Source organism: Kribbella flavida DSM 17836, assembly GCF_000024345.1.
In the GTDB taxonomy this organism is placed as follows: Bacteria; Actinomycetota; Actinomycetes; order Propionibacteriales; family Kribbellaceae; genus Kribbella; species Kribbella flavida.
This window is the reverse complement of record NC_013729.1, coordinates 813,971-835,280: the sequence shown is the minus strand read 5'-3', so window position 1 is coordinate 835,280 and position 21,310 is coordinate 813,971. Positions and strand designations below refer to the sequence as shown.

General features: G+C 71.5%; 9 protein-coding genes. 2 read left to right on the top strand and 7 right to left on the bottom strand.

What is annotated here, in order from left to right:
• Window positions 1-62 precede the first annotated feature (62 nt).
• Complete coding sequence (locus KFLA_RS03835) at window positions 63-2,681, top strand: GNAT family N-acetyltransferase (RefSeq protein ID WP_012918444.1); 2,619 nt, start codon at window positions 63-65, stop codon at window positions 2,679-2,681.
• Here the strand turns inward: KFLA_RS03835 and KFLA_RS03830 are convergent.
• The 5 genes from KFLA_RS03830 to KFLA_RS35295 are packed head-to-tail and all read right to left on the bottom strand — an operon-like array spanning window position 2,657 to window position 19,072.
• Window positions 2,657-3,196, bottom strand: coding sequence for a hypothetical protein (locus KFLA_RS03830; protein ID WP_012918443.1), 540 nt, complete (start codon window positions 3,194-3,196; stop codon window positions 2,657-2,659). The genes KFLA_RS03835 and KFLA_RS03830 overlap by 25 nt on opposite strands.
• A gap of 13 nt (window positions 3,197-3,209) precedes the next feature.
• Window positions 3,210-4,064 carry a hypothetical protein gene (locus KFLA_RS03825; protein WP_012918442.1) on the bottom strand — a complete coding sequence of 285 codons (855 nt, stop codon included), beginning with the start codon at window positions 4,062-4,064 and terminating at the stop codon, window positions 3,210-3,212.
• Window positions 4,015-18,357, bottom strand: coding sequence for a WXG100-like domain-containing protein (locus tag KFLA_RS03820; RefSeq protein WP_012918441.1), 14,343 nt, complete (start codon window positions 18,355-18,357; stop codon window positions 4,015-4,017). Before KFLA_RS03820 ends, KFLA_RS03825 begins: the two co-directional genes overlap by 50 nt.
• The gene (locus KFLA_RS03815; protein ID WP_012918440.1) at window positions 18,354-18,707 is read right to left on the bottom strand and encodes a hypothetical protein; all 354 of its coding nucleotides are present in this window, start codon (window positions 18,705-18,707) and stop codon (window positions 18,354-18,356) included. Before KFLA_RS03815 ends, KFLA_RS03820 begins: the two co-directional genes overlap by 4 nt.
• A complete protein-coding gene (locus tag KFLA_RS35295; RefSeq protein ID WP_012918439.1) occupies window positions 18,704-19,072 on the bottom strand; it encodes a YbaB/EbfC family nucleoid-associated protein in 369 nt (122 codons plus the stop codon). The genes KFLA_RS03815 and KFLA_RS35295 overlap by 4 nt, the downstream gene beginning before the upstream one ends.
• 129 nt (window positions 19,073-19,201) lie before the next feature.
• Between KFLA_RS35295 and mycP the strand changes: the two genes are divergently transcribed.
• Entirely contained in the window at window positions 19,202-20,491 is a 1,290-nt protein-coding gene (gene mycP / locus KFLA_RS03805) for a type VII secretion-associated serine protease mycosin (RefSeq protein WP_012918438.1), read from the top strand.
• A 66-nt stretch (window positions 20,492-20,557) separates the two neighbouring features.
• On the opposite strand, the gene KFLA_RS03800 is transcribed toward mycP, so the two are convergent.
• Together KFLA_RS03800 and KFLA_RS03795 are read right to left on the bottom strand one after the other, a co-directional pair.
• Window positions 20,558-20,863 carry a hypothetical protein gene (locus tag KFLA_RS03800; protein WP_012918437.1) on the bottom strand — a complete coding sequence of 102 codons (306 nt, stop codon included), beginning with the start codon at window positions 20,861-20,863 and terminating at the stop codon, window positions 20,558-20,560.
• A gap of 18 nt (window positions 20,864-20,881) precedes the next feature.
• A complete protein-coding gene (locus KFLA_RS03795; RefSeq protein ID WP_012918436.1) occupies window positions 20,882-21,199 on the bottom strand; it encodes a hypothetical protein in 318 nt (105 codons plus the stop codon).
• Between the last annotated feature and the right edge of the window lie 111 nt (window positions 21,200-21,310).

The window sequence follows — 21,310 nt, the reverse complement described above, 5'->3', positions numbered from 1 at the left end:
GCGGGCGGACAAGCTGACTTGTAAGTTAGCGCAGCCTAACCTAACGACGTGAGGATGCCGAGTTGAACGCCAAGGTTCACCGCGATGCCCAGGGCGTTCCGCACCTTCGGGCCGGTGACCCGCTCGCGCTCGCCTACCTGCAGGGCCTGAACGTCGCCGCCGACCGGGCCTGGCAGATCGAGCTGGAGCGCCGCCGGTACCTCGGCACCACCGCCGCCTTCCTCGGGCCGGAAGGCGTCGCCTGGGACGCGTTCGCCCGGCAGGCGCGGCTCGCCGACACCGCGGAACGCTGCTTGCAGTCGCTGGACGACGGCACCCGGGAGTGGATCGAGGCCTACGTCGCGGGCGTCAACCACGGTCTGCCCGGCGGTGCCGCGCGGGCTCCGGAGTTCGCGGCGACCGGGCTGACGCTGCAGGAGTGGGAGCCGTGGGCGCCGCTCGGGATCTGGATGGCGGTGCACATCCTGTTCGCCGGGTTCCCGACCAAGTTGTGGCGCGAGCAGGTCGCCCGGAAGCTCGGCGACGCGGCGATCGACGTCTTCACCTCCGAGGGCCCGCGGACGGCGGGCAGCAACGGCTGGCTGATTCCCGGTGAGCACACGGCGACCGGCGCGGCCCTGATCGCCGGCGACCCGCACCGGTACATCGAAAGCCCGGGCGTCTACCAGCAGATCCGGCTCGCCTGCCCGGAGTACGACGTGATCGGGCTGGCGGTACCGGGCATCCCCGGGATCGCGCACTTCGGCCACGCCGGGGACGTGGCCTGGGCGATCACCAACGCGATGGCCGACTACCAGGACCTCTACCGCGAGCAGCTCCGGCGGACGGCGGACGGGGTGGAGGCGCTCGGCCCGGACGGCTGGGAACCGGCCACCGCGCACACCGAGTCGGTCGCGATCGCCGGGCGCGACGCCGTCCAGGTCGAGGTGATCGAGACCGCCCGCGGCCCGGTCATCGCCGGCGGCCCGGACGACGACCACGCGGTCAGCCTGCGCTACCCGCCGCGGGTGTCCGGGCAGATCGGCTTCGACGCGTTGCCGAAGTTGCTCCAGGCAACCACCGTCGGTGACGTCGACGAGGCGGTCGGGCACTGGGTGGAGCCGGTCAACGTCGTCCTGGCCGCGGACACCGTCGGGGGGCTGCTGCACCGCACCGCCGGTCTGGTCCCGCGCCGCCACCCGGCCAACCGGCTGCGCGTCGTACCGGCCTGGGACAGCGCGCACGCCTGGCGAGGCTGGGAAGACGACCTGCCGCGGGCCGCCGTCGACGGCATCGCGGTGATGGCCAACGCCCGCGAACTGGCCGAGCCGCTCGGCGTCGAGTTCGCGGCGCCGCACCGGTCCCGCCGGATCCGCGAGCTGCTCACCGCGCGCGACGGCTGGACGGCCGACGACATGCCGACGATCCACACCGACACCTGGCTCGGCTCGGCCGGCCAACTGCTCGACCGGCTCGCCACCCTGGCGGACCTGTCGCCGGAGGCCGTCGATCTCCGTGACAGTCTTCAGCGCTGGGACCGCCGGATGGACGCGACCAGTACGACGGCCTCCAGCTACGCCGCGATCCGCAAGGCACTCTGCCGCCGGATCGCCGATCACCCGGTGCTGGCCCCGCTGGACGACGACTCCGGCTGCCCTGACCTGTTCCTTCCGTGGCTCGATCCGCTGACCCACATCTCCTTCGCCCTGGAGAACCTGCTCGCCACCGATCTGCTGCCGTCGATCGACTTCGACGACCTGCTCCGCGGCGCGCTCGAAGACGTCGCCGCCAAGGCACCGCGCGGTCCGTGGGGAGAGACCCACCAATTGTCGCCGCTGCACATGTTGCGCGGTCCCCTGTTCGCGCCGGGCGAGGAGCCGATCGACCTGGCGCTGTCCGGCGACCACCACTGCGTGATGTCGACCTCCAGCCTGCCCGGCATCACCGACGTCTGCATCCGCTCCTCCGCCGCCCGCTTCGCGTGGGACCTGGCCGACCGCTCGAACAGCCGGTGGATCGTGCCGCTGGGAGCGTCCGGCGTGCTGGGCGATCCGCACCACCACGACCAGCTGCCGCTGTGGCTGCGCGGCGAACTGGCCCCGATCGTGACCGACTGGGACCAACTGACACCGGACGTCACCGAGTTCGAGCAGGAATCACCGCTCGGCCGGATCCGGATCGTGCCGGTCGTGCCGGAGCGCGACCTCGACCTGATCGTCGGCTGGGTGCACGCCGAGCGGGCGCGGTTCTGGGGCATGACGGAGCTGTCCCGGGACGAGGTGCTCGGCATCTACACCTTTCTCGACGCGGCGCCGACGCACCACGTGTACCTGATCCACCTGGACGACGTACCGGTCGCGCTGTTCCAGACGTACGACCCGCAGGCGGATCCGGTCGGCGAGGTCTATCCGGTGCAGCCCGGCGACATCGGCACGCACATCCTGATCGCGCCGGGCGATCCACGCCCCGGCTTCACCGGCCGGCTCTTCGACGTGCTGTTCGGCTTCCTGCTCGGGCACCTGGGCCACCCGCGGGTGGTGGTGGAGCCGGACGCCCGCAACGCCAAGGCCGTCGCCCGGCTCGAACGCACCGGATTCGAGCTCGGGCCGGAGGTCGAGATCCGTCAGCACGACGAGACCTCGAAGCGGGCCCGGCTGGCCTTGCTCACCGCGGCCGGCTACCGCGCGTCGCAGCTCGGCTGACCAGCTGAGAACTTGTTCCGAGCGGCCAGGTACCGCGCCTGGTCGCCGGTCAGCCGGCCTCGGGTGAACGCCTCTGGATGCTCCTGCCGGAGCCGTTCGCCCGTCTCCGACCAGAACGCCGACGGTGGCAGCCGATCGGCCCCCTCCGGCAGGAACTCGAGCGACTGGTGCACGGCCTCGACGGCCAGGTCCCACGTCTCGGCGACGACGTCCCGGTCCGGCCGGGCGCGGCCGTCGTCCGCGAGGTCGCCGTGCCGGATCCGCTCCGCCGAGGTAGTTGCAACCAGCCACCATTGTGCGGCGTCGACGAGCTCGGACCGGCCGGCCCCGAAGCGGTGTGCGGCCGCGCGGCCGAACGGCACGGACACCTCGAGCCGCTGGAAGCCGAGGTCGCCGATCACCGACCAGGACTCCGCCCGCTCGACGAGCTGGACGTCGAGCGCCCACTCGCCGACGTCGGCCGCCATCAGATCGAGGTAGAGCCGCGCCTCCGCCAAAGTTCTGGCCTGCAACATCAGATCTCCTTTCTCACGGCCCACCCGTGCTGCCGCCGACTCCGCCCGCCCCGGCCTGGACGGTTCCCGCCGCACCGTTCCCGCTGCCCGTCGACGCCGCGGCCGGGAAGGCCGGTGGCGGATGCACCTCGACCGAGATCCCCTGAGCCCTCAACGCCGCCATGACCGCCGCCGAGAAGGTCCGCGAGGCCGCGGAGACGTCGTAGAGGGCGCGCAGGTCGATCCGGTGCCGGTCGGCCAGTGCGACGAGGGTCGGATGCAGGGTGGCGAATGCCTCGGCGAACCCCTCGTCGGCCGCGTCGCCGTGCAGCGTGCCGTCGGGCAGCGCCAGGTACGACCGCTTGCGCCCATCCGCTTCGGTCACCGTCAGCAGCACCTCCACCTGATCCTGGCGAGCCTGGTGCAGAGCGTCGGTCAGCACCCTCGACGGCGCAACCGGATCCGCCGACACCGATAGGGACCGGGTGCTCCGCGCGGTTCCGGTCGCGTGGCTCCACGCCGCGGCGAGCGTGTCACCCCGATCCAGCCGGGCGAGCATCGCGTCGTACTCGTGCTTGAACATCGTCAGGTACGCCTCGCCGGTGGCTGCGCCGGGCACCTGAGCGACCTTGAGCGACTTCTCACCGCCCTCGGCCGGCAGTTCCTTGCGTTCCAGCGTCAGGTCGTAGTCCACCCGGACCCGGGCGGTGACGATCGTGCCGTCCTGGAACCGGCTCCGCTCCGCGCGGACGCCGTACGCGTCGACGAACAGGTCCGACACCTGCTCGCCGCCGGTGACGCCGCCGTTGAGCCCCCACTGGCTGAGCTGGGACCCCTCGTCACCGCTGCTGGACAGGCCACCGTTGAGCGGGAGCAGCCGGCCGAGCAAGCACCGAGAGCGAGGTCGTCCACTGGCTGCGGTTCACCTCACCGAGCTCCCGGCCCTCGATCGGGCCGACAACCAGCTGGACGTCGGAGACCGCGGCGCGCACGGTGACGTCGACGACCTTGCGCGCGGAGCCCGGCACCGGGAGCCGGATCATCGCAGCTCCGTCGGCGGTGGCCATGCGGGAGAACGCGGCGTCCCTGGCCGATGTCGAGAAGTGGTGCTCCAGCTCGGTCCGGTGCATCCGGACGCCGACCGGGTGCAGCATGTCCCGGTGAGCGAGGTGTTCCGACACCGCCTCGAACAACTCGTCCTTGACAGCGTTCCCGCGGCCGAAGGGGATCGTGCCCTCCACGACGTAGCTGCTCGGCAAGGTCACTCTGCGGTGGTCCACCGGACCGTCCGCGGCGGGCGGCCGGAGATCGCTGCTGACCAGCTCCGCCGGCACGTACTGGACGATCGGGCCGGACAGTTCTCGCAAGCTGGTCCGCCCGTCGTTCTCGTGAATCACCTCGATCTCGAGGCGGAGGCCGCGTTCGATCCGAGCCATCCCGCCGGAGCTGCGCAGACGTTCCAGCCGGGTCAGTTGCTCACCGCTGGACACCGTCAGGCCACCGGCTCGATCGGTGCCCAGCGTGCTGGATCCCCCGTGGCCGGTGTCGTAGTTGCCTGAGGCACCAACGGACCGGCCGACGGCGGCGGCTCGGCCCTGCTCGCCGTACAGGTAGGCCTGGATGATGCCGAGCACGGTGGTGACCACCCCGTGGTTCTTCGCCGGTCCCTCGAACCGCGCCTTGACCCGCACCGTGACCTTCTGCTGAGCACCGCCGCCTGGAGGAGTCAGCGGGTAGCTGCGCACGAATCCGTTCGGACCGAGCATGTCGTCGAGCCGGCCCCACCACCGCTGGCCGGCCAGCTCGACGAACAGCCCCTCGGCCAGTACAGGATCCTGCTCGACCGGGATGCCCGTGGTCTCGGCCACCGCCGCGGCCACCGCGTCGAGCAGCCGGGTTGGTGCTCCGTCCTCGGACAGCGCCGCGCTGTCGACCAGAGCGGCACCCGTCGTTCGGTCGTAGTGCTCCGGGAGCCTCACCTCCTCGACCGGCTCGTCGGCCAGCTTGATGACGGCGTCGAGCCGCTCCTCGGGTGTGCCCGGGGGGAAGACGTACGGCTGCGTGATCAGCTTGCGGACCGCTTCGGTCAACTCGTCGGCAGTGTGCCCACGGGACAAGGCAGGCAGCGGTTGGCCTTGCTTGGCGGCCTCGGCGAGGTCGATCCGGTACTTGCGCATGACCTGCAGCGACAGCCGGCGCTCCCAGGTCGCCTTGCCGGTCACGAACCGCTCCACCGCGTCCGCCACCACGTCCAGCGGCAGGGCGAGCTTGTCGGCCGCGTACAGGCGCAGCGCGTCCGGCTCGGCGATCTCGAACAGCACCGACCCCGGGGTCCGGCCGGCCTCGGTCGGGCCGGTTCCCTGCTGGTTGCCGGTGACAGTGCCGTCGGTCACCGAGACCGCGAAGTTCACCGAAGCCTTGAAGACGTAGTGCCGGCCGGTCCTGATCATCAGCAGTTCCCGGCCCCAGATCAGCATCCGGCTGAAGATGCCGGACCGATTGCCGCTCCGGCCGCCGCCCACTCCGCCCGTCATCGCCGGATCCCCGGCCTGGGTACCCCCGAACCAAGCTTTCCAGCCTCGGCCTCTCGAACTGCTGTGGGTGGTTCCGTGGCTGCTCAACGGCAGGGTGACGCGGCCGTTGACACCGTCTCGCTGCCCGACGAACACCGGATTCTCGATCGAACCCGTCACCGACACCTGCGCCCGCCCCGGCAGCGCACCGCCGCGGACAGCAACCTGGGTGCGGTACGGCGTCTCGGTCCACTCGGGGTGGCACATCATGGCGCGGGAGTTGAAAAAGGCCGACAGGTGGAACAGCGCGGTCGGGTCCGAGCGCAGGGCGGCCGGCACCGAGGACAGCAGCCGGCCGGTCTCCAGGGCGAGCATCGTCGCGTAGCCGAGCACCTCGGAGCTCACTCGCCCAACCACAGCCGGTGCCAGCGTTCCTGACGGCGCGGGCGTTCCCGACGGTGCCGGCGGATTCGGCGAGGTCGCGGTGGCCGCCGGTGCCGGCGTTCCTGACGGCGCGGGCGTTCCCGACGGTGCCGGCGGATTCGGCGAGGTCCCGGTGGCCGCCGATGCGGTTCCCGGCGTTGCCGTCGATGGCGGCGACGGATCGGCGGCCGGGAGCAGGCCGCCGTCGACCAGTAGCCGCGCGCTGCCCGGCGTGGGGTCGCCGACGGGGACTTCTCGCCCGTCGACGAGCTCGGTGACCCGCAACGTGTGCGGAACGTCGAAGACCGCGACCGGCGAGGAGCTCTCCACCAGCGTCACGTGGTTCACCGTGCCGCCAGTCACCCAGCCGAGTGCCCGGCCCAGCGTCCGGGCGTACGACACGTCACCCTTGGGTCCGACGCCGCCCTCGGCCACATCCGGCTTGGCACTCCCGAGCAGCTTGGCCAGCCAGGGCAACGACCTCGACAATCCGCCCGAGCCCGCGGCGGTGTTCGAGCCGATGTTGAGGCCGACGACCGCTTCGTCGGTGGTGACGCCCAGCGAGGAAGCCGCATCGTGCCGAGGTGTCAGATCGATCCGCAGCACCATGGTCTCCGCCCCCTGGCCGAAGCGAGGCCGGACGACGGAGAGCAGCAGACCGGTCTGTGCCGCGATGTCGTACCCGGCTTCCAACCGCAGCGCGGAGAACTGGCTGCGAACCTCGGTCAGGTTGAGCAGCTGCCCCTGCCGCTCCAGCGGCTCCGTCGACAGCCGGCCCAGATCGAGCTCACCGTTCTCGTCCAGCGGCGGCAGGAACCCCCGCTCGCTGAGGTGCCGCACAACCTTGCGCAGCGCTTCCTGGCCCCCGGTGACGGTCTGCACCGCGAACGGGCCGGACCCGCGCAGCTGTCCCGGCTCGTCCCCGAACCAGTCGGGCAGCTCGAGCTTCCGGCCCGGGACCTCCCCGGTCATCCGCGGATCGCCCCGCAGCACCACCCGGCCGTTCTCGATCACCGGGCGGCCGGTGTCGTCGTGCACGACGATCGACTCGTCGACCGGCAGGCCGTACCGGTAGGCGTCGTTCGCGCGGAAGCGGAGCAGTGCTTCGGAAGTCTCCTGCACGGCTTCCAGGGTTTCGTTGCCCAGGACAATCGAGACGGTGTGCTCGAGCATGATCCGGTACCCCTGGGTCGGGCCGGTGTAGCGGTGCACCCCGACCTGGATCGCAGTCCCGCCGGCGCTGAGGGCCTGCGACCGCGAGGAGTTCCAGCCCAGCTGCGCCTCCGGGCCGAGGTCCAGCTCGGTGCCGGCGACGTCGGTGAGCGCGGTGCCGCCGTACCCGAGGGCGGCGGCGGCCGAGGCCGACCGGCCGAACGACTGGTCGCCGGAGGCCTGGCTGAAGCCGATGCGCAGCTTCTCCGTCCAGTGCTCGTTGCTGTCGGCACCCATCAGTTGGGCTTGCTCGTACCGCACTTTCGTCGTGATCAGCAGGTGACTGCCAGGCTTGCCCTCGATCACCAGCGGACGCACGATGCCAGGGCCGGCCGCCTCGACCAGCCGGCCCGGAAGGTCGTACATCAGGGCGTTGTCGATCTGTTCGGTGACCAGCCGGTCCAGGTTCCCGATCCGCTCGGACAGCCTCGACCGGACCTTCCGGCTCAGCGGCTCCAGCCGGGTGATCGCGCTGACCACGTGCTCGGGCAGGTTCCGGTCACGATCCTGCTTGCGGATGCGCGTCTGCCGCTCCGGCGGCGCGGCGGCCACGGTGTAGGTGTGCGAGACGTGCATGCGCAGCTCGGCGTCGTCGTCCGGGTTGCCGGTGTGGACGGTGCCGGCATCGACCCAGACCCGCCCGGTGCGGACGGCCAGCTCCCAGGAAGCCGCGCCGCTGAACAGCACCGACTCGCTGCGGTTGTCCTCCACACCGCCGCCGAGAGCGGCCTCGGACGCGGTCGCCGACACCGCTCTGGACTGCTCGACGGACACCGTGCCGCGGACTCCGACCAGCTTGCCCGCCCAGTACAGGATCGACTGCTCACCGAGCAGTTCGGTGAGCTTGCTGACCGAGAGCCCACCCGACCGGCCCCATTTCGCCGTCACCACGGTCGCGATCCGGCGGAGGCCCTGCGGAAGCAGTCCGGCCATGTTCTCCGAACTCTTCTCCTGCGGGTCGAGAACCTCCCGCAGCTCGCCGGGTGTCAGCCGCACGCGCAGCTCGCCGGCCGTTGCGCGCCCCACCCGCAGGACGGCACCATCCGCCGTGACGAGGCGATCGAACGTCGCCAGCAGCTCGTGACGCAACTGCTCGGCCGAGAACCGGGAGTCGATGCCGTGGGCCGTCAAGGCCTGGTTGACCCTGGTGGTCAACGCGGTCAGGTGCGGGAGCCGGCCGGTGGGCATCGCCGTGGCCAGCACCAGTCCCGCGGGTCCGCGCTCGGCCATCGCGACCTGGTAACCCATCACATGATCCGCGGCCTCGAGAGCTTTGGCCGCCAACACCTCGGTGGGATGCCCCGCCGGCCCGGCCAGCATCGACTGGTACAGCGCCTGAGCCGCCGTGATCCTGGCGCGGGCGGCCTCGTAGCCCTGCTTGACCTCGAGGTGCCGCGCCCGGGCCGCCGCCTGCTTGTCCGCCTCCGCCTGCTGCTCGCGGATCCGCGCGTGCCTGCCGTCGTCCTTGGTCTGCTCTTCCGCCTCGGCCTTCGTGTTCGCCGCCCGCTCGGCTTCCGCGGCTGCTTCGGCGATCGCTTCGTGCGCACCGATCCGCGCGTCGACATCAGTGACCACGGCATCCAGCACGGTGAGCTCATGCTGGATCGCCCCAACCAGCTCGGCCTCGGACACCGTCACGTCGACCGGGTCCGTGGCCGGCGTTGCGACCGGTGGCGCCACCCACGGATGCTGGGGCGCGACGTGCCCACGTCGGATGATCCCCGCCGCGAGCCCGACGATCTCCCGCCGTATCCGCTGCTCGCTTCGCCAGTCCTGCTGCTGCCCGGTGCGCTCGGCGCGCGCGGCCGCTTCCGCCCACAGCCGGCTGAGCAGGCGATGCTCGTTGTACTGAGCATGGACGCACGCGTTCTCGCCATGGTGTGCGGATCTGCGCATCGCCTCCCGCATCAGGGCGGCGCGATCCCCTCTGAGGTCCTGCAGCGTGTGGCTGATCTCGTGCACCCACATCCTGGCCAGGTTGCGGTCCGCCATCCTCGGCGCAACCCGGACCACGTGCGGCCGCCGCGCCGTACCGGATCCCACCGTGGTCGTGGCGGCTTTGTTCGGCGCCACCGGCCCGAGGTCCACCGTGAAGTGATGCTCACCCGAGACTGTCTGTACTACGACAGCCGTCGGCAGACCGGTCGCAGGATCGACAAGCACCGACGGCGCATCGGTGATCAGCCCGCCCAGATCGGACTCCTGCACCTGGCCCACGGCCGCCAGCACCTCGGCAACGGTCAGATCCGCCTGCTCGGCCGGACGGCCGGTGGCGGTGAAGGTGCCGGGGATCGCCGGCGCGCCGACGGTGTGGCCACCCTCCGGCCGCCGGCGCGGCCGGCCGGGAGGGGCCTCGGCGGCATGCTTGCCGAGGGCATCCACGGCCTCGGCCACGGAGCGGCCGTCGTACCGGACGGTCCGCCCGCCGGCCGGTTCGGTGACCTGCAGCTCGACCACCAGCGGTCGACCGTCGGCCACCTTCTGGCCCGTGGTGAACGTCACGCTGATCGAATGTCCGGAACTGATCAGTTCCTGCAGCCGAAGCTCCAGCCGGGTCATCGCCTCGACCGGCACGCCGATCCCCGGCGGAAGCACCCGAGCCGCTTGGTGCCCGAACGCCCAGTCGAACGGCACCCGCCGCCGGGCCGGAATCGGCCGCGCGTGATCGTCGTACGACGGCGGCGGCGGTTTGACCTCGCGCAACTCCAGTACTGCCCGGTCCGGCCGCCCAGGCTCGCCGAAGCTCCACTCCGCCCGGTTCCGGTGCTCGGAGGAGAACACCTGACCGGCGTCGAGCCCACCATCGATCCTGCGACCGACCGAATCGAACCCTTGCCGCACCTGTACGACCGGCGTCGCCGGCACCGGATTCAGCGCCCGGGCGATCGTGCTCCGATCGTCCACCGGAGCGGCAGCGGCCTGCTCGGAGTCTGCAGCGGCGGCGCGGTGGCGGCCGGGCGCCGTCTGCTGATCGGTGACCATGACGCGGACGAGGCCGCCGGCCGTCGCCGGACCATAGGTGTCGAGCGACTCCGCCGGGATCTTGCTGTCGGGATCGGTGACCCGCACCGAGAACCGCAACGGGTCCGCCGAGGGCGCCGGCCGAGCGACCCGGGTCACGGTGACCTCGACGACGTAGCCGGCGCGCGTCAGCTCACCCCACCTGTCCTGCAACACGCCCAGCGCCTGCGGATCATCCACAAGCCCGGCGGGCAGCCCGCCGAGTTCGCCGTCGGGCCCGACCTTTACGACGACGGTGTCGCCGACCTGGCCGAGCCGCTCGGCGCCCGGCGCCGAGCCGGCCGGCGGCGGACCGCTCGGCAGGGGCGATGGGGTGGTGGGGACGCCATCCGGTGCAGGCGTGCCGGTGGGTGGTTCACCCTCGGTTGGGCTGAGAGCGGGACGGGGCAGGCCGCCGGGGACGCCGGCTTCCAGCGCCAGACTTTCGTACGCCGCGATCTTCGCAGCCAGCTCCTCCTGCATCAACGCGTACGAGGCGGCAGTCCCCCGGCCGGTACGGCGGTGGTCGGCGTGCTGGTCGACCGCGTCTGCTGCCTGCGCGATCTCCTCGAGTACCTTCAGCCGCTGGACCAGCAGCGGCTTGCCGGCCGGTTCCGACAGCAGCAGGCCGATCGCCTGGGCAACTCCGGCCCGGACTTGGTCGGTCGGACCGCCGGTCAGCCGGCGCCCGCTCGACGGTGACTCCGCCGCGGGGTCCGGGAAGGCCTTGGTGGAGCCGTCGGTGCCGGCGATCTGCTCGTACAAGGCGATCGCGTGCGCGAGCCTCGACCGGGCCGCCGCGGCTTCGGCGCTGTTCGGGTCGTCTGCGGTACGCCAGTCCACGGCTGCGGCCAGCCGATCGATCCGGGCCAGCGCCGCGACCCGGTGGGCGCGGATCCCGAAGTTCTCCGTCGACTCCGTCCCACCGGGTGGAAGGTTTTCGAGGTGGGCCCGCCGGATCGCCGCCCGGACCCGGTCGGTGTAGTCGGGATCGGTCGGCGTCACGTCCGAGGCCGCCCGGGTGGCCGGGTTCCGGAGCTCGGCCAGTCGGTCGGCCTGGTGTCGCAACTGCTGGATCAGGTACTTCCCGATCGCGCTCTGTTCGGTGAGCTGCGAGACGTCGACCGCCTGCTTGGCGAAGTCTTCGGCGAGTTGCTCCTTGCGGGTCAGCTCGGCGCGCCGAAACAGGTACCGCGCGAACGGCGTACCCGTCAGTCCGGCCAGCGCGCCGGCCAACGTCAAGGAGACGGCCAGATCGTCCAGGTCGAAGACCTCGTCCAGGACGACGACGCCGAGGGCACCACCAACGGCCGCAGCCGCCACCTGTGCCCCGTAGACCCAGAACGGCGACTGGCCACCGGGACGCCGGCCGGCGGGAAGGGACGGTGGCTTCGGCAGCGCCGCACGATCGGTCACCCGGTCGGCCAGGGCAGGGACCGATCCTGGGTGCTCGGCACCGATCAGCTGCTCGAGATTGTCGAGCAGCTGCCCCAGCTCGACCAGCGGCGCCTCGAGCTCCTGCAGCAGCGCCTGGCCACGCCGGGCCTCGCGTTGCAAGTGGTCCCAGTTCTTCTGGTCATCGCTGGCGCGCTCCTCGCGGTTCGTGAAGAACTTGTCGCCCAGGGCACCGAGCACCCCACCGATGACCGCCGGGCCGACGGCGTTGATGATGCCTTCCAGCTGCTGACTGACGTGACGCGCGAACTCGGTGGGATCGTTGTCGACGACCTGTGGTTTCGGCATCGCCACTCGCCGGCCTGCCGCGGCGACGTTGTCGATACCTTGAGCGGCGGCGTGCAGCCACAGCGGCGGCATGCCCGGGGACTCGACAGCGGGTCGCTGGTCGCCGGTTTCCGGCCGGCTGCCGGACTGCGCTCCCGACATCACCGAGTGCAGCCGGTCCAGCCGTTGCTGGTAGTCCTGCAGCAGCGCGACCAACTGGTTCTGCAGCGACGAACTGTGCGCAAGCTGAGCGCTCACGGTCGCGTGCACCCGGGCCAGCCGGAAATCGAACTTCTTCATGTCGACCAGCCGTTCGGCGATCGCTTTGGTGAGCGTCGAGACGCCGATCACCACCATGGCCGGCATCGCCGGGACGCCCACCAGGCTCAGCACACCGGCCGCCGCTGCCGCCGGCACCGCCGGAGCCAGGTGACGGACGAAGTAGTTGCCTTGACCGGTCGCTCGCGCCGACGTGCCGTCGGCGCTTGCCCGGCGGTCCGACCTGCCGTCCAGCAACCCCTTCAGGCCGGGATGGTCCTGTTCCCGTCGCCGCCGGTCCGCGTCGTAGGCCGGCTGCCTGGCCGCCTCCTTCTTCGCATCCAGCCAGCGTTCGGCGAACGCGCCGGCCAGCGAGTTGATCAGAGTGGGCACGGCCAGCCCGATCCCGGCCGCCAGGCCACCGTCCAGGTAAGCGGCCGTCCCGATGACCACCGCGGACCAGCCCGAGCCCCGGGCTACCTTGGCCAGGTAGGTGGACGCCGAAACCCGGTCGTCCTTGGCCGGACGGCGGTCCTGGAAGCGGTTCGCCAGCGCCTCCGAGTCCGGCCCGGCCAGCGCCCGCAGGACTTTCGCGTTCGGCTGTGCCTCGCCCAAGCTCATCCCGGCGATCAGGCCGGCCAGCGCCCGCCGAACGCTCCGACGGCGTACGGCGGACCGCTGCTCGTGCTCGAAGGCGCGCTGCTGGAGCTCCGCGAGGTCACCGTGATCCTCGGCCGTCAGCCCGGGACTGCGTCGAGGATTGCTGACGGGCGAGAAGACCTTGTGTTCCTGGCGACCGGCCAACTGGGCCTCGGTCGGCCTCAGACTTGCCGCCGCCGTCTCGGCCAGCACCCGCGCGAGCACCGGTGCGACCTCGTCCAAACTCAGCCGGTCCGACAACGTCACCTCGGCGGTCGGCATCACCCCCGGTACCGCGACGTACTTCGCGACGAGGCCGTCCTCCAGCGGACCGACGTGCTTGACGAACCGGAAGGTTCGGTCGTCGCGGGTTTGGACCCGGTACACCCCGTTGCCTTCATCAACAACTTCCAGAAGCCGCGCCGCACCCTGCACATCGGGCCGCATCATCGCCTTGCCCGACTCGACGCTGACCAGAATCCACCCCGGCACGAACCGCTCCAGCCAGCGCCCGGCCGCCCGGTGATCGAACTGGTCCCCGGACTGTGAGCCGGAGGGATCACCGTCCGGCGGTTCGGCCCCCGGCGGCTCCGCACCGGGAGGATCGCCCGGCGGCGGGTCCGTCGGAGGGGGATCTGTCGGCGGCGGATCCGTCGGCGGGGGATTGGTCGGCGGATTCGGCGGCGGGCCGTCAGGGCCGGCACCGGTCGCCGCCTCCGGCCCGGAATTCGGCCCGCCAGCCGGCTCCCGCTCACCGTCAAGCGACGTCGCACTGGTCACCGCACCGTGCGGGGCAACCGCAGCGGCGGACCGCTCGGTGGTCGGTGCGCGATCGGTCGGTGTGCGGCGCGGTTCGCCGTCCCGCGATTCGGTGGCGTTGGCGGCGACGCGACTCGCGCTGGCAGAACCAGCGCCTCCCGTCCAGATCACCCGCTCGGAACCGCTGGAAGCACCTCGTTGCGGACGGCCGGAGCCGGCTGGACCGGTCCCCGGCGAAGCTCCGGAGCCGGCCCCCGGTGAAGGCGGTCGGGCCGAACCACGAGGCCCCCGGCCCGCTGGTCCTGAGGGCGCGCGGCCGGGTCCACCGTCGGACGCCCGCGACGACTCACTCGGCTTGTCCTGCACGATCACCCGCTCCGGGAAGAAGTCCGGGCCGATCGCGCCCGGGCGCTCGGCGCCGAGCGGTCCGGGCTGCTTCGGCGCGGGCTCTTGCTCAGCTACCGATGACTGCGCGCCCCTTCGCGCGGGCGATGATTTCGCGACCCTGCTCGCGGACTCAGACGCCGATGCACGAGCGGACCGCAGCCCCACGTCGCCCGACGGGCTGCTCGGCCGTTCGCCGTCTCGCGGCGGCGCGGCCGATTCCGCCTGCTGATCCGGCGACTTCTGGGTCACCCTCACAGGGTCCGAGTCGCCCGGCCCCCTCACCGACTCCTCGGGCCCGGCCTCTGCACTGTCGTCCGCCTCGACAGGTCGCGTCCCGCCCGGCTCGTGGTCACCGGCAGGCTGCGAGGCGCCGCCGGGACCGTCAGTCGGCAGTTGTTCACCGGGACCCGGACCAGCGGTCATCGGACCGGCACCGCGGCCCATGTCGTACTGGGTGATCTCCATCCCCGCCGGCTTGACCACCCCTGCGTCGACCTCGACCTGCGCGCGCACCACGTAGTACTCGAGCGCCTGCTCCGCCATCGCGCCCTCGATGGCCGCGGAGAGTTCCTTGCTGTCGCCGAGCGCCGCGGCGACCTGCGGGCGAACCGGCCGGAACGTGTACTTCGCGGGGCCGTCGTAGTCGGGGTGGGTCGGCACCACGACTTGTTCGGTGGCGAAGCTGTCCAGCACCGCCACCCGCTCGTCCCGCCCGGCCATCATCGACAAGATCGCCCGGACGTACGCCGGATGGCCCTGCTGGTAGACGTTGCCGAGCGCACCCCGCCGATGCCCCAGGTCACCGTTCACGCTCTTCGCCTCGATGATCGCGAAGCCGAGCACCGCGCGGGTTTCCGGGTCGATCCGCACGTAGACCTGGTCGAACGTGTGCGCGCCGCTGAGCTCCAGGAAGACCCGATGCACCTCCTGGCCCGGGTACTTCGACCCCAGCCAGTGCAGCATCGACTTCGCGAAGTCCTCGCCGAGCGACTCGCCGGTACGGGACGGATGCTGGACGGGGTACTTCGCGGGTGGCCGCGTGAGCTGGTCCTCGAGTTCGGCCAGTTCCGCGGGGGTCAGCTCAGCCAGCGCGGCCCGCTCGGCCTCCGTGACCACTCGCTCGGGTGTCGCCTTCTGCGGCAACCCACGACTGCGCATCCAGGTGTCGATCGTCGCCTGCAGTCCGTCGAGCAGAGCTTGAGTTGCCTTCAGCAACGGGCTGCTGAACGGAACGTGGATCGGCTCTCCGAGCGTGCGCCCTGCGATCACCTCCACTCGGGTGAACTCCCCGGTCGTCGGTGACTGGTGCAGTACGGGCAGCGGCACCGGCACCCGCCGGCCGGCCGCGTCGGTCGCCACGAACTTGCCGCGCTTGGACCGGCGGGCGACTACGCCCACGTATCTCCCGGTGCCTGGCCGCCGGTAGTACTTGGTCCGCAGCGCCACGGCCGCCGCGGTCAGCTCCCCGTTCGGCTCTCGCGCGTTGATTGCCGCCACCAACGCATCCAGAGCCGCCGGTACGAACTCCGACGCGGTCCCCGGCACCCCTGGGACCACCACGTCCCCAACCACCCCATCCCCCGCACCGGGAGGAACCGCGGCCGGCAGCTGGTCCTGCGCCCCGCCGATCGGCGGACCGGTCCGACCGGGCGGAGGCAGGACCTTCGCCGCCTCGACGTCCGGTGCCTCATCGTGCGCCTTCGTTGACCGCGCGGACCGGTCGCCGGCGGGCATCTCCTCGGGCCCCGGCTTGCCACGTGCGGCCTCGACGTCGCGAGCGTCGGCATCGCCGTCCGTTCCGGACCCGCCGCTGCCGGAGCCGTTCCGGGTGGACCCTCGCGACCCATCCGCACGGTGTGGCCGCGGTGCGCCCGCGTGCGCGTGAACCGGTGGCGGCTTCGCGGCCGGCGCCGGTGCGAGGACTGGTGGCGCCGAAGGACCGACCACGCCCAGAATCGCCATCCCGTTCTCCACCGAGCTGGGCGCACCTGCCGGAGCAGCGGTCAGCGGGGAGATACCGCCGGGCTGTTCCCTCAAGCCGTTGCGGACCGCCGTCGCATCGTTGACCGGTTCTGCTCCCAGGCTGGGGGTAGGGCCCTCGGCCGCCGAGCCAACGCTCTGGAGGCCTTGTGTCGCGGCAGCACTCGCCGATGCCGCGACAGATGATGTCTCATGCTCCTCGGGCGACCCGGAGATTGCGTCCTGACCGGACCTGCGCTTTGCGGACGCAGCTTCCGCCGAATCCTTACCGACCACTGGCTGCCCCGCACCCGCCCTGGCAGCACTGCTGGACGACGCGCCACTGGACGAATTCGAAGCCGCTCCCGGCCCGCTCGACGATGCCGCAGAAGGTCCTGCTCCGGGCGAGGTGGTCGACGATCCTGTCCCACCGGACGGCGTGGCAGCTGGTGTCGACCCAGCAGACGCCGCACCGGGAGCGGAGGCACCGGGCGCTGGGCCACTCGAGCCAGGCCCGCTCGAACCAGCGGGCGCGGGGGCCGCACCTGAAGCCGCCGCACCGGAGCCCGCCTGCGAGGCAGCAAGCACGCCTTGCCCACCTGGCTGTCCATGAGCGCCCGGGGAAGCCGACGAACCCGGCTGCGCCTGCGCGCTGGGGGCGGTCTGGGAGGCCCCGGATGCGCTGTGCGCGGGCGACTGCGCGGGTGTACCGCCGTGGTGGCCGGACGGGCCGAGTTCCCCGGCGGCAACCCCAGATCCGACGGAGGTGCCTGCGGGCGGCACGGCAGCACCCGGCACACTGGATGAGCCGGACAGACCGGCAGCAGCGGTCGGAGGCCGCATCCCGCCCAAGCCGCTGTCAGAGGCGTCGTCACTGCTGGCGTCACCGGAGTTAGCGAGGTCCTGGGCCGGGGAGAAGTCCGGCTGACCGGTGGTGTGGTGATGTTCGCCCGGAGCTACGACATGCTCGTTCGCCGGAAGTTGTTCGGTGGCAGCGCCCGCCCGGTCGACCTGGCCGACGCGCGAGTCATTGCCGCCGGCGTGTGACGTCCCGCTGCCGGCCTGTCCGCGGTCACCGGCCGGAGCGCCGTCGGCCGATCCTTGTGCACCGGAGATACCCGGGCCTCCAGCGCCACTGCCGGAGCCGGTCACAGGGGGCCTGCCCGGCGGCTCGGCGCCGACGGAGGTGTCTTGAGCAGCCGGTCCGAGTGGTCGCTTCCCAGCCAGGTCGGTCGGGCCACCGGGAGTCGTGGAGGTCGGCGGCGTCCCCGGTGGGTCGCCGGCCAGGGGCAATGTCGGAGTGTGCGTCGACGACGGGAACATGTTCTTGGCGCCGGCCAGCCAGCGCTGCCCGAGCGCGTCCCCGGAGTGCACGGAGACCGGCCGGGTCGCCCCGAGGGCACCGGCGACGATGCCTTGTTCGCCGATGGCCTGGAGGAGCTTGCCCGGCGTGACCTCGTGCAACTTGCCGTCGGCGATAGCCTGCGCCGTCGTCCCGCCGACCGGTGAAGTCAGGCCGTTCACGATGAAGCCGTGACCGGTCTGCTGCGCGACCTTCGTCCACCGATCCCCCAGACCGAGAGCGTTGGCCACTGCCGTCGCGGGCACCGACCCGACCCGGCCTACCGGGCTGACCGCCCGGCTCAGCCCGCTGCCGATCACCTCGGCCCCGGCGCTCACCAAGGTCTGCTTGTTGTCGTACTCCGTGCGGAAACCCTTCTGCTTGTCCAAGGTCTGGGCGATGCGATCGGCCAGCGCGCCTTCGCCGGCCTCGTGGGCAACGCCGAACATCACCCGGCCAACCGCCGAGCCGCCTCGGGCAGCACCTTGCTGGACCAGGCCGGCTGCCGTCCGGATCATGGTGCTGATCCTGGTCGCCAGCGACGCGACCAGCCGGAACCTCAGGATGTCGCCGATGCCTGGCGGAAGTGCGAAGGTGGCTGCGAAGTACAGGGCGTTCAGGATCAGCTCGGAGTAAATCTGGTGCTTCAGCTGGCCGACGTGGCGCGCGAGGTCGTGGCACAGCATCGCCATGTCCTCGAACGACGCGACGACCTGCCGGTAGCCGTCGACGTTCAACGCACTGTCGACACCGCGCCGGTACAGGATCGCGGAGACGTCCCGCCAGACGGCCTCGAGCGCCTGGTTCGCCCCGTCGGCCTGGTCGACGGTGGCGAGCAGCGCGACGCCCAGCTCGTGGTAGGCGTCACCCATCCGTTGTGCGGCATCCTCGTCAACCTGCGGCCAGAGGTAGGTGTCGGAGAACCGCTGCAGCCACAGCCACAACTCCGTGGTTGGCTCAGGGATCACTCGAGAGTTCTCATCTGGTCCACCTGGTGCTGACTCAGCTCCAGGTACTCGGCGACGATCCGGTGGCCAGACGCCCCCATTCGCTCGAAACTGCCTTCCACGTTGTTCGAGAGCTCGGCCAGCTTCGGCGCCAGCTCGTTGTACTGGTTGCGGAAGGCGGTACTCAGATCGTCGAACCCGGTGCCCACCTTGGTCTCGTCCTCGGCGATCGCCGGGCCGAGCGCAGCCCAGCGCGCGGCGAAGGTTGCCCCGGCCTGCTGGATCTGCTGCAGCAGGGCCTGTGTCTCGGCGGGGTAGATGTCGATGTCACCGACACCGCCGAGATTGATCGGCGCCGGGTCCGGGCTCACCGAACCGCTCCGGAGGCGCCTGGGTCGACCGGCCGAAAGAGCGGCAGGAACGCCTCGTCCGCACCGGGCGGCAGGAACTTCGTCAGGTCGTGGCGGGCACGCTCCTGGGCGTCGGCGCCCGCCTCGTTGACGACGGCCCGAATCTGTTCGGCGAGGGCGTCGGAGTCCGGCGTCCGGAAGACCCGGGGGTCGAGGACCAGGTCGGTCACCCGGCCGTGCACGTCGACGGTCGCCTCGATCAGCCCGTCGCCGGACTCCGCCGAACCGGTCGTCGCGGTCAGGGTCCGGCGCATCCGCAGCACGTCCCGCTCGAGTTCCCGGAGATGTTCGGGCAGGGCCTGGTGGCCGGTGGTCTGGTCGTACATACCGCCTCCTCGCTGACTCCCGTGCGCACCAGTGTCGAAGCGGATCGGCGGGCGACCGGGCCCTTGACCTCTTCCGGTCACCGGCACTCTCACCGTCCGGCGGTGCGGGACGCTCCTCGCGTGAGATCCATGTCAGCGCGTCGTTTCGTCTGCACGCTGGCCGCCGGAGCGCTGGCCGCCGGATGGCCGGCGATCGCGGCCGCCCCAGCCGCGGCGGCGCCACCCCGCGGTGCGTGCACCAACCCTGAACCCGGCCGGTCCACGGAGTCGCTGCTGCCGTGGGCGCAGCAACTGCTGAAGCCGCAGCGTGCGTGGCCGTTCAGCACCGGCAGCGGCGTCACCGTCGCGGTGGTGGATTCCGGCGTCGACGCCGATCACCCGCAACTTCGGCGTCCCGGCAAGGTTCTGCGCGGCCGGGACTTCCACCTCGTCGGCTCCCTGCCCGGCAACTACGACTGTGTCTCGCACGGGACCGGCGTCGCCGGCATCATCGCGGCCGGCCCCGCGACCGGGATCGGTTTCGCCGGCGTAGCTCCGGGGGCCCGCATCCTCCCGGTCCGGATCAGCGAGCGCGACAGCGCCGACAACGGTCGAACCGAGCTGATCGATCCGGTGATCCTTGCCAAAGGCATCAGGTACGCCGTCGACCAGGGCGCGCGAGTGATCAATCTGTCGATGTCCGGCGATCGCGACCAGGCCCCGGTGCGACAGGCCGTCGAGTACGCGGTCAAGCGCGACGTGGTCGTCGTTGCCGCCGTGGGAAACCGGCAGCAGACCGACGGCGAACGGCTGCCGTCCTTTCCCGCCGCCTATCCCGGGGTCCTCGGAGTCGGCGCGATCGACAACGCCGGGGCACGTCTGTCCGGCTCGCAGACCGGCCCCTACGTCGACCTGGTGGCGCCTGGCGGGTCGGTGCTGGCGACGGTCCGGCAGCACGGGCACGCCTACGTCGACGGAACCAGCTACGCCGCCCCCTTCGTCTCCGGGGCGGCGGCCCTGGTCCGCGCGGCCTGGCCGAAACTCACCGCGCGGCAGGTGGTCCAGCGGCTGACGGCGACGGCGAGTCCCGCCCGCGGCGGCAGCGACAGTACGCAGTACGGCGCCGGGATCATCGATCCGTACCGCGCGGTCACCGAGGGAATGGTGGGTACGCGGATGCGGCAGGTTCCTCCGATGACCGTACCGCCTCCCGACCAGCAGCGGCTCGCGGCGGCGGCCTGGTGGCGTTCCGCTGGTGTGGACGCGCAGCGGCTGACAGCGCTCGCGGTGGCCGGCGCGCTGACCGCGCTGCTGGCCGGGTGGCTGGTTGTTGCGGGCCGGCGCCGGCGCTGGTTCGCGGGCCGGACCACCATCGGCCATCAGCAGCGCCCGGACCTGGCGGAGCTGCCACCGGAGTACCTGTTCACTCGCCAGGACTGAGGCCAGACCGAGAAGTCCCCGGCCGGATCGGCCGGGGACTTCTGGTTCTGCGGTTCGAGCGGTGGGTCAGATCAAGCCGTTGGCGATGACCTGGCAGGTCTGCGAGGTCTCGCGACCCATGTCGACGCAGTTCATGCCGGCTTGGCCACGCTTTCCGAGGTCCTCACTCTGGTGGTGAGCCTCGTTGATGCCGAGCCTCGCGTTCATGAACACGATGTCGGCGTCCGGCCCGTTGTAGCTGCCGCCGTCGATCAGCCTGGCCATCGTCAGGCCGTGGTCGTCGGCGTCGGTGGCCCTGGCCTGGCCCAGCATCTTGTACCGCTGGGAGCTGTCGGCCATGCCCGCGAACTGCTGGAAGATCTCGTTGTTCATCGGGGGTTCTCCTTTCGATCAGGCGGTGGGCATCGACACGGACGACATCTGCTGCAACGCGTACGCGCCGTTCGCCTCGTGATGGTTGGTGATGGTCTGCAGGCCGTCGCCCTGCTCGTGCACCAGGACCGGGCCGCGCGTGGTGGCGTTGCTCGCCCAGGCGTCCACGCCGCTGCGGTTGGCCAGGGCGAACGGGCCGCGCGCCGCCGTCTCGAACGCGGCGGTGTTGTTCTCGTTGTCCCGGATGTTGACCGCCAGGCGCTCCGCGTAGGCGTGCGTCAGGTTGGCCTGATGCGCGGTCTGGTCGGTGAAGATCTTGATGAGGTCGCCGTACATCGCTCACTCCTTCCGTGGGGTGTTGCTTGCCCAGGAACCGTAGACAGCGAGCCTGCGGCCAGGCGCCCCGCGACACGTTCCTGCCATCGGGCCCGGCGGGCCGTCGTACCG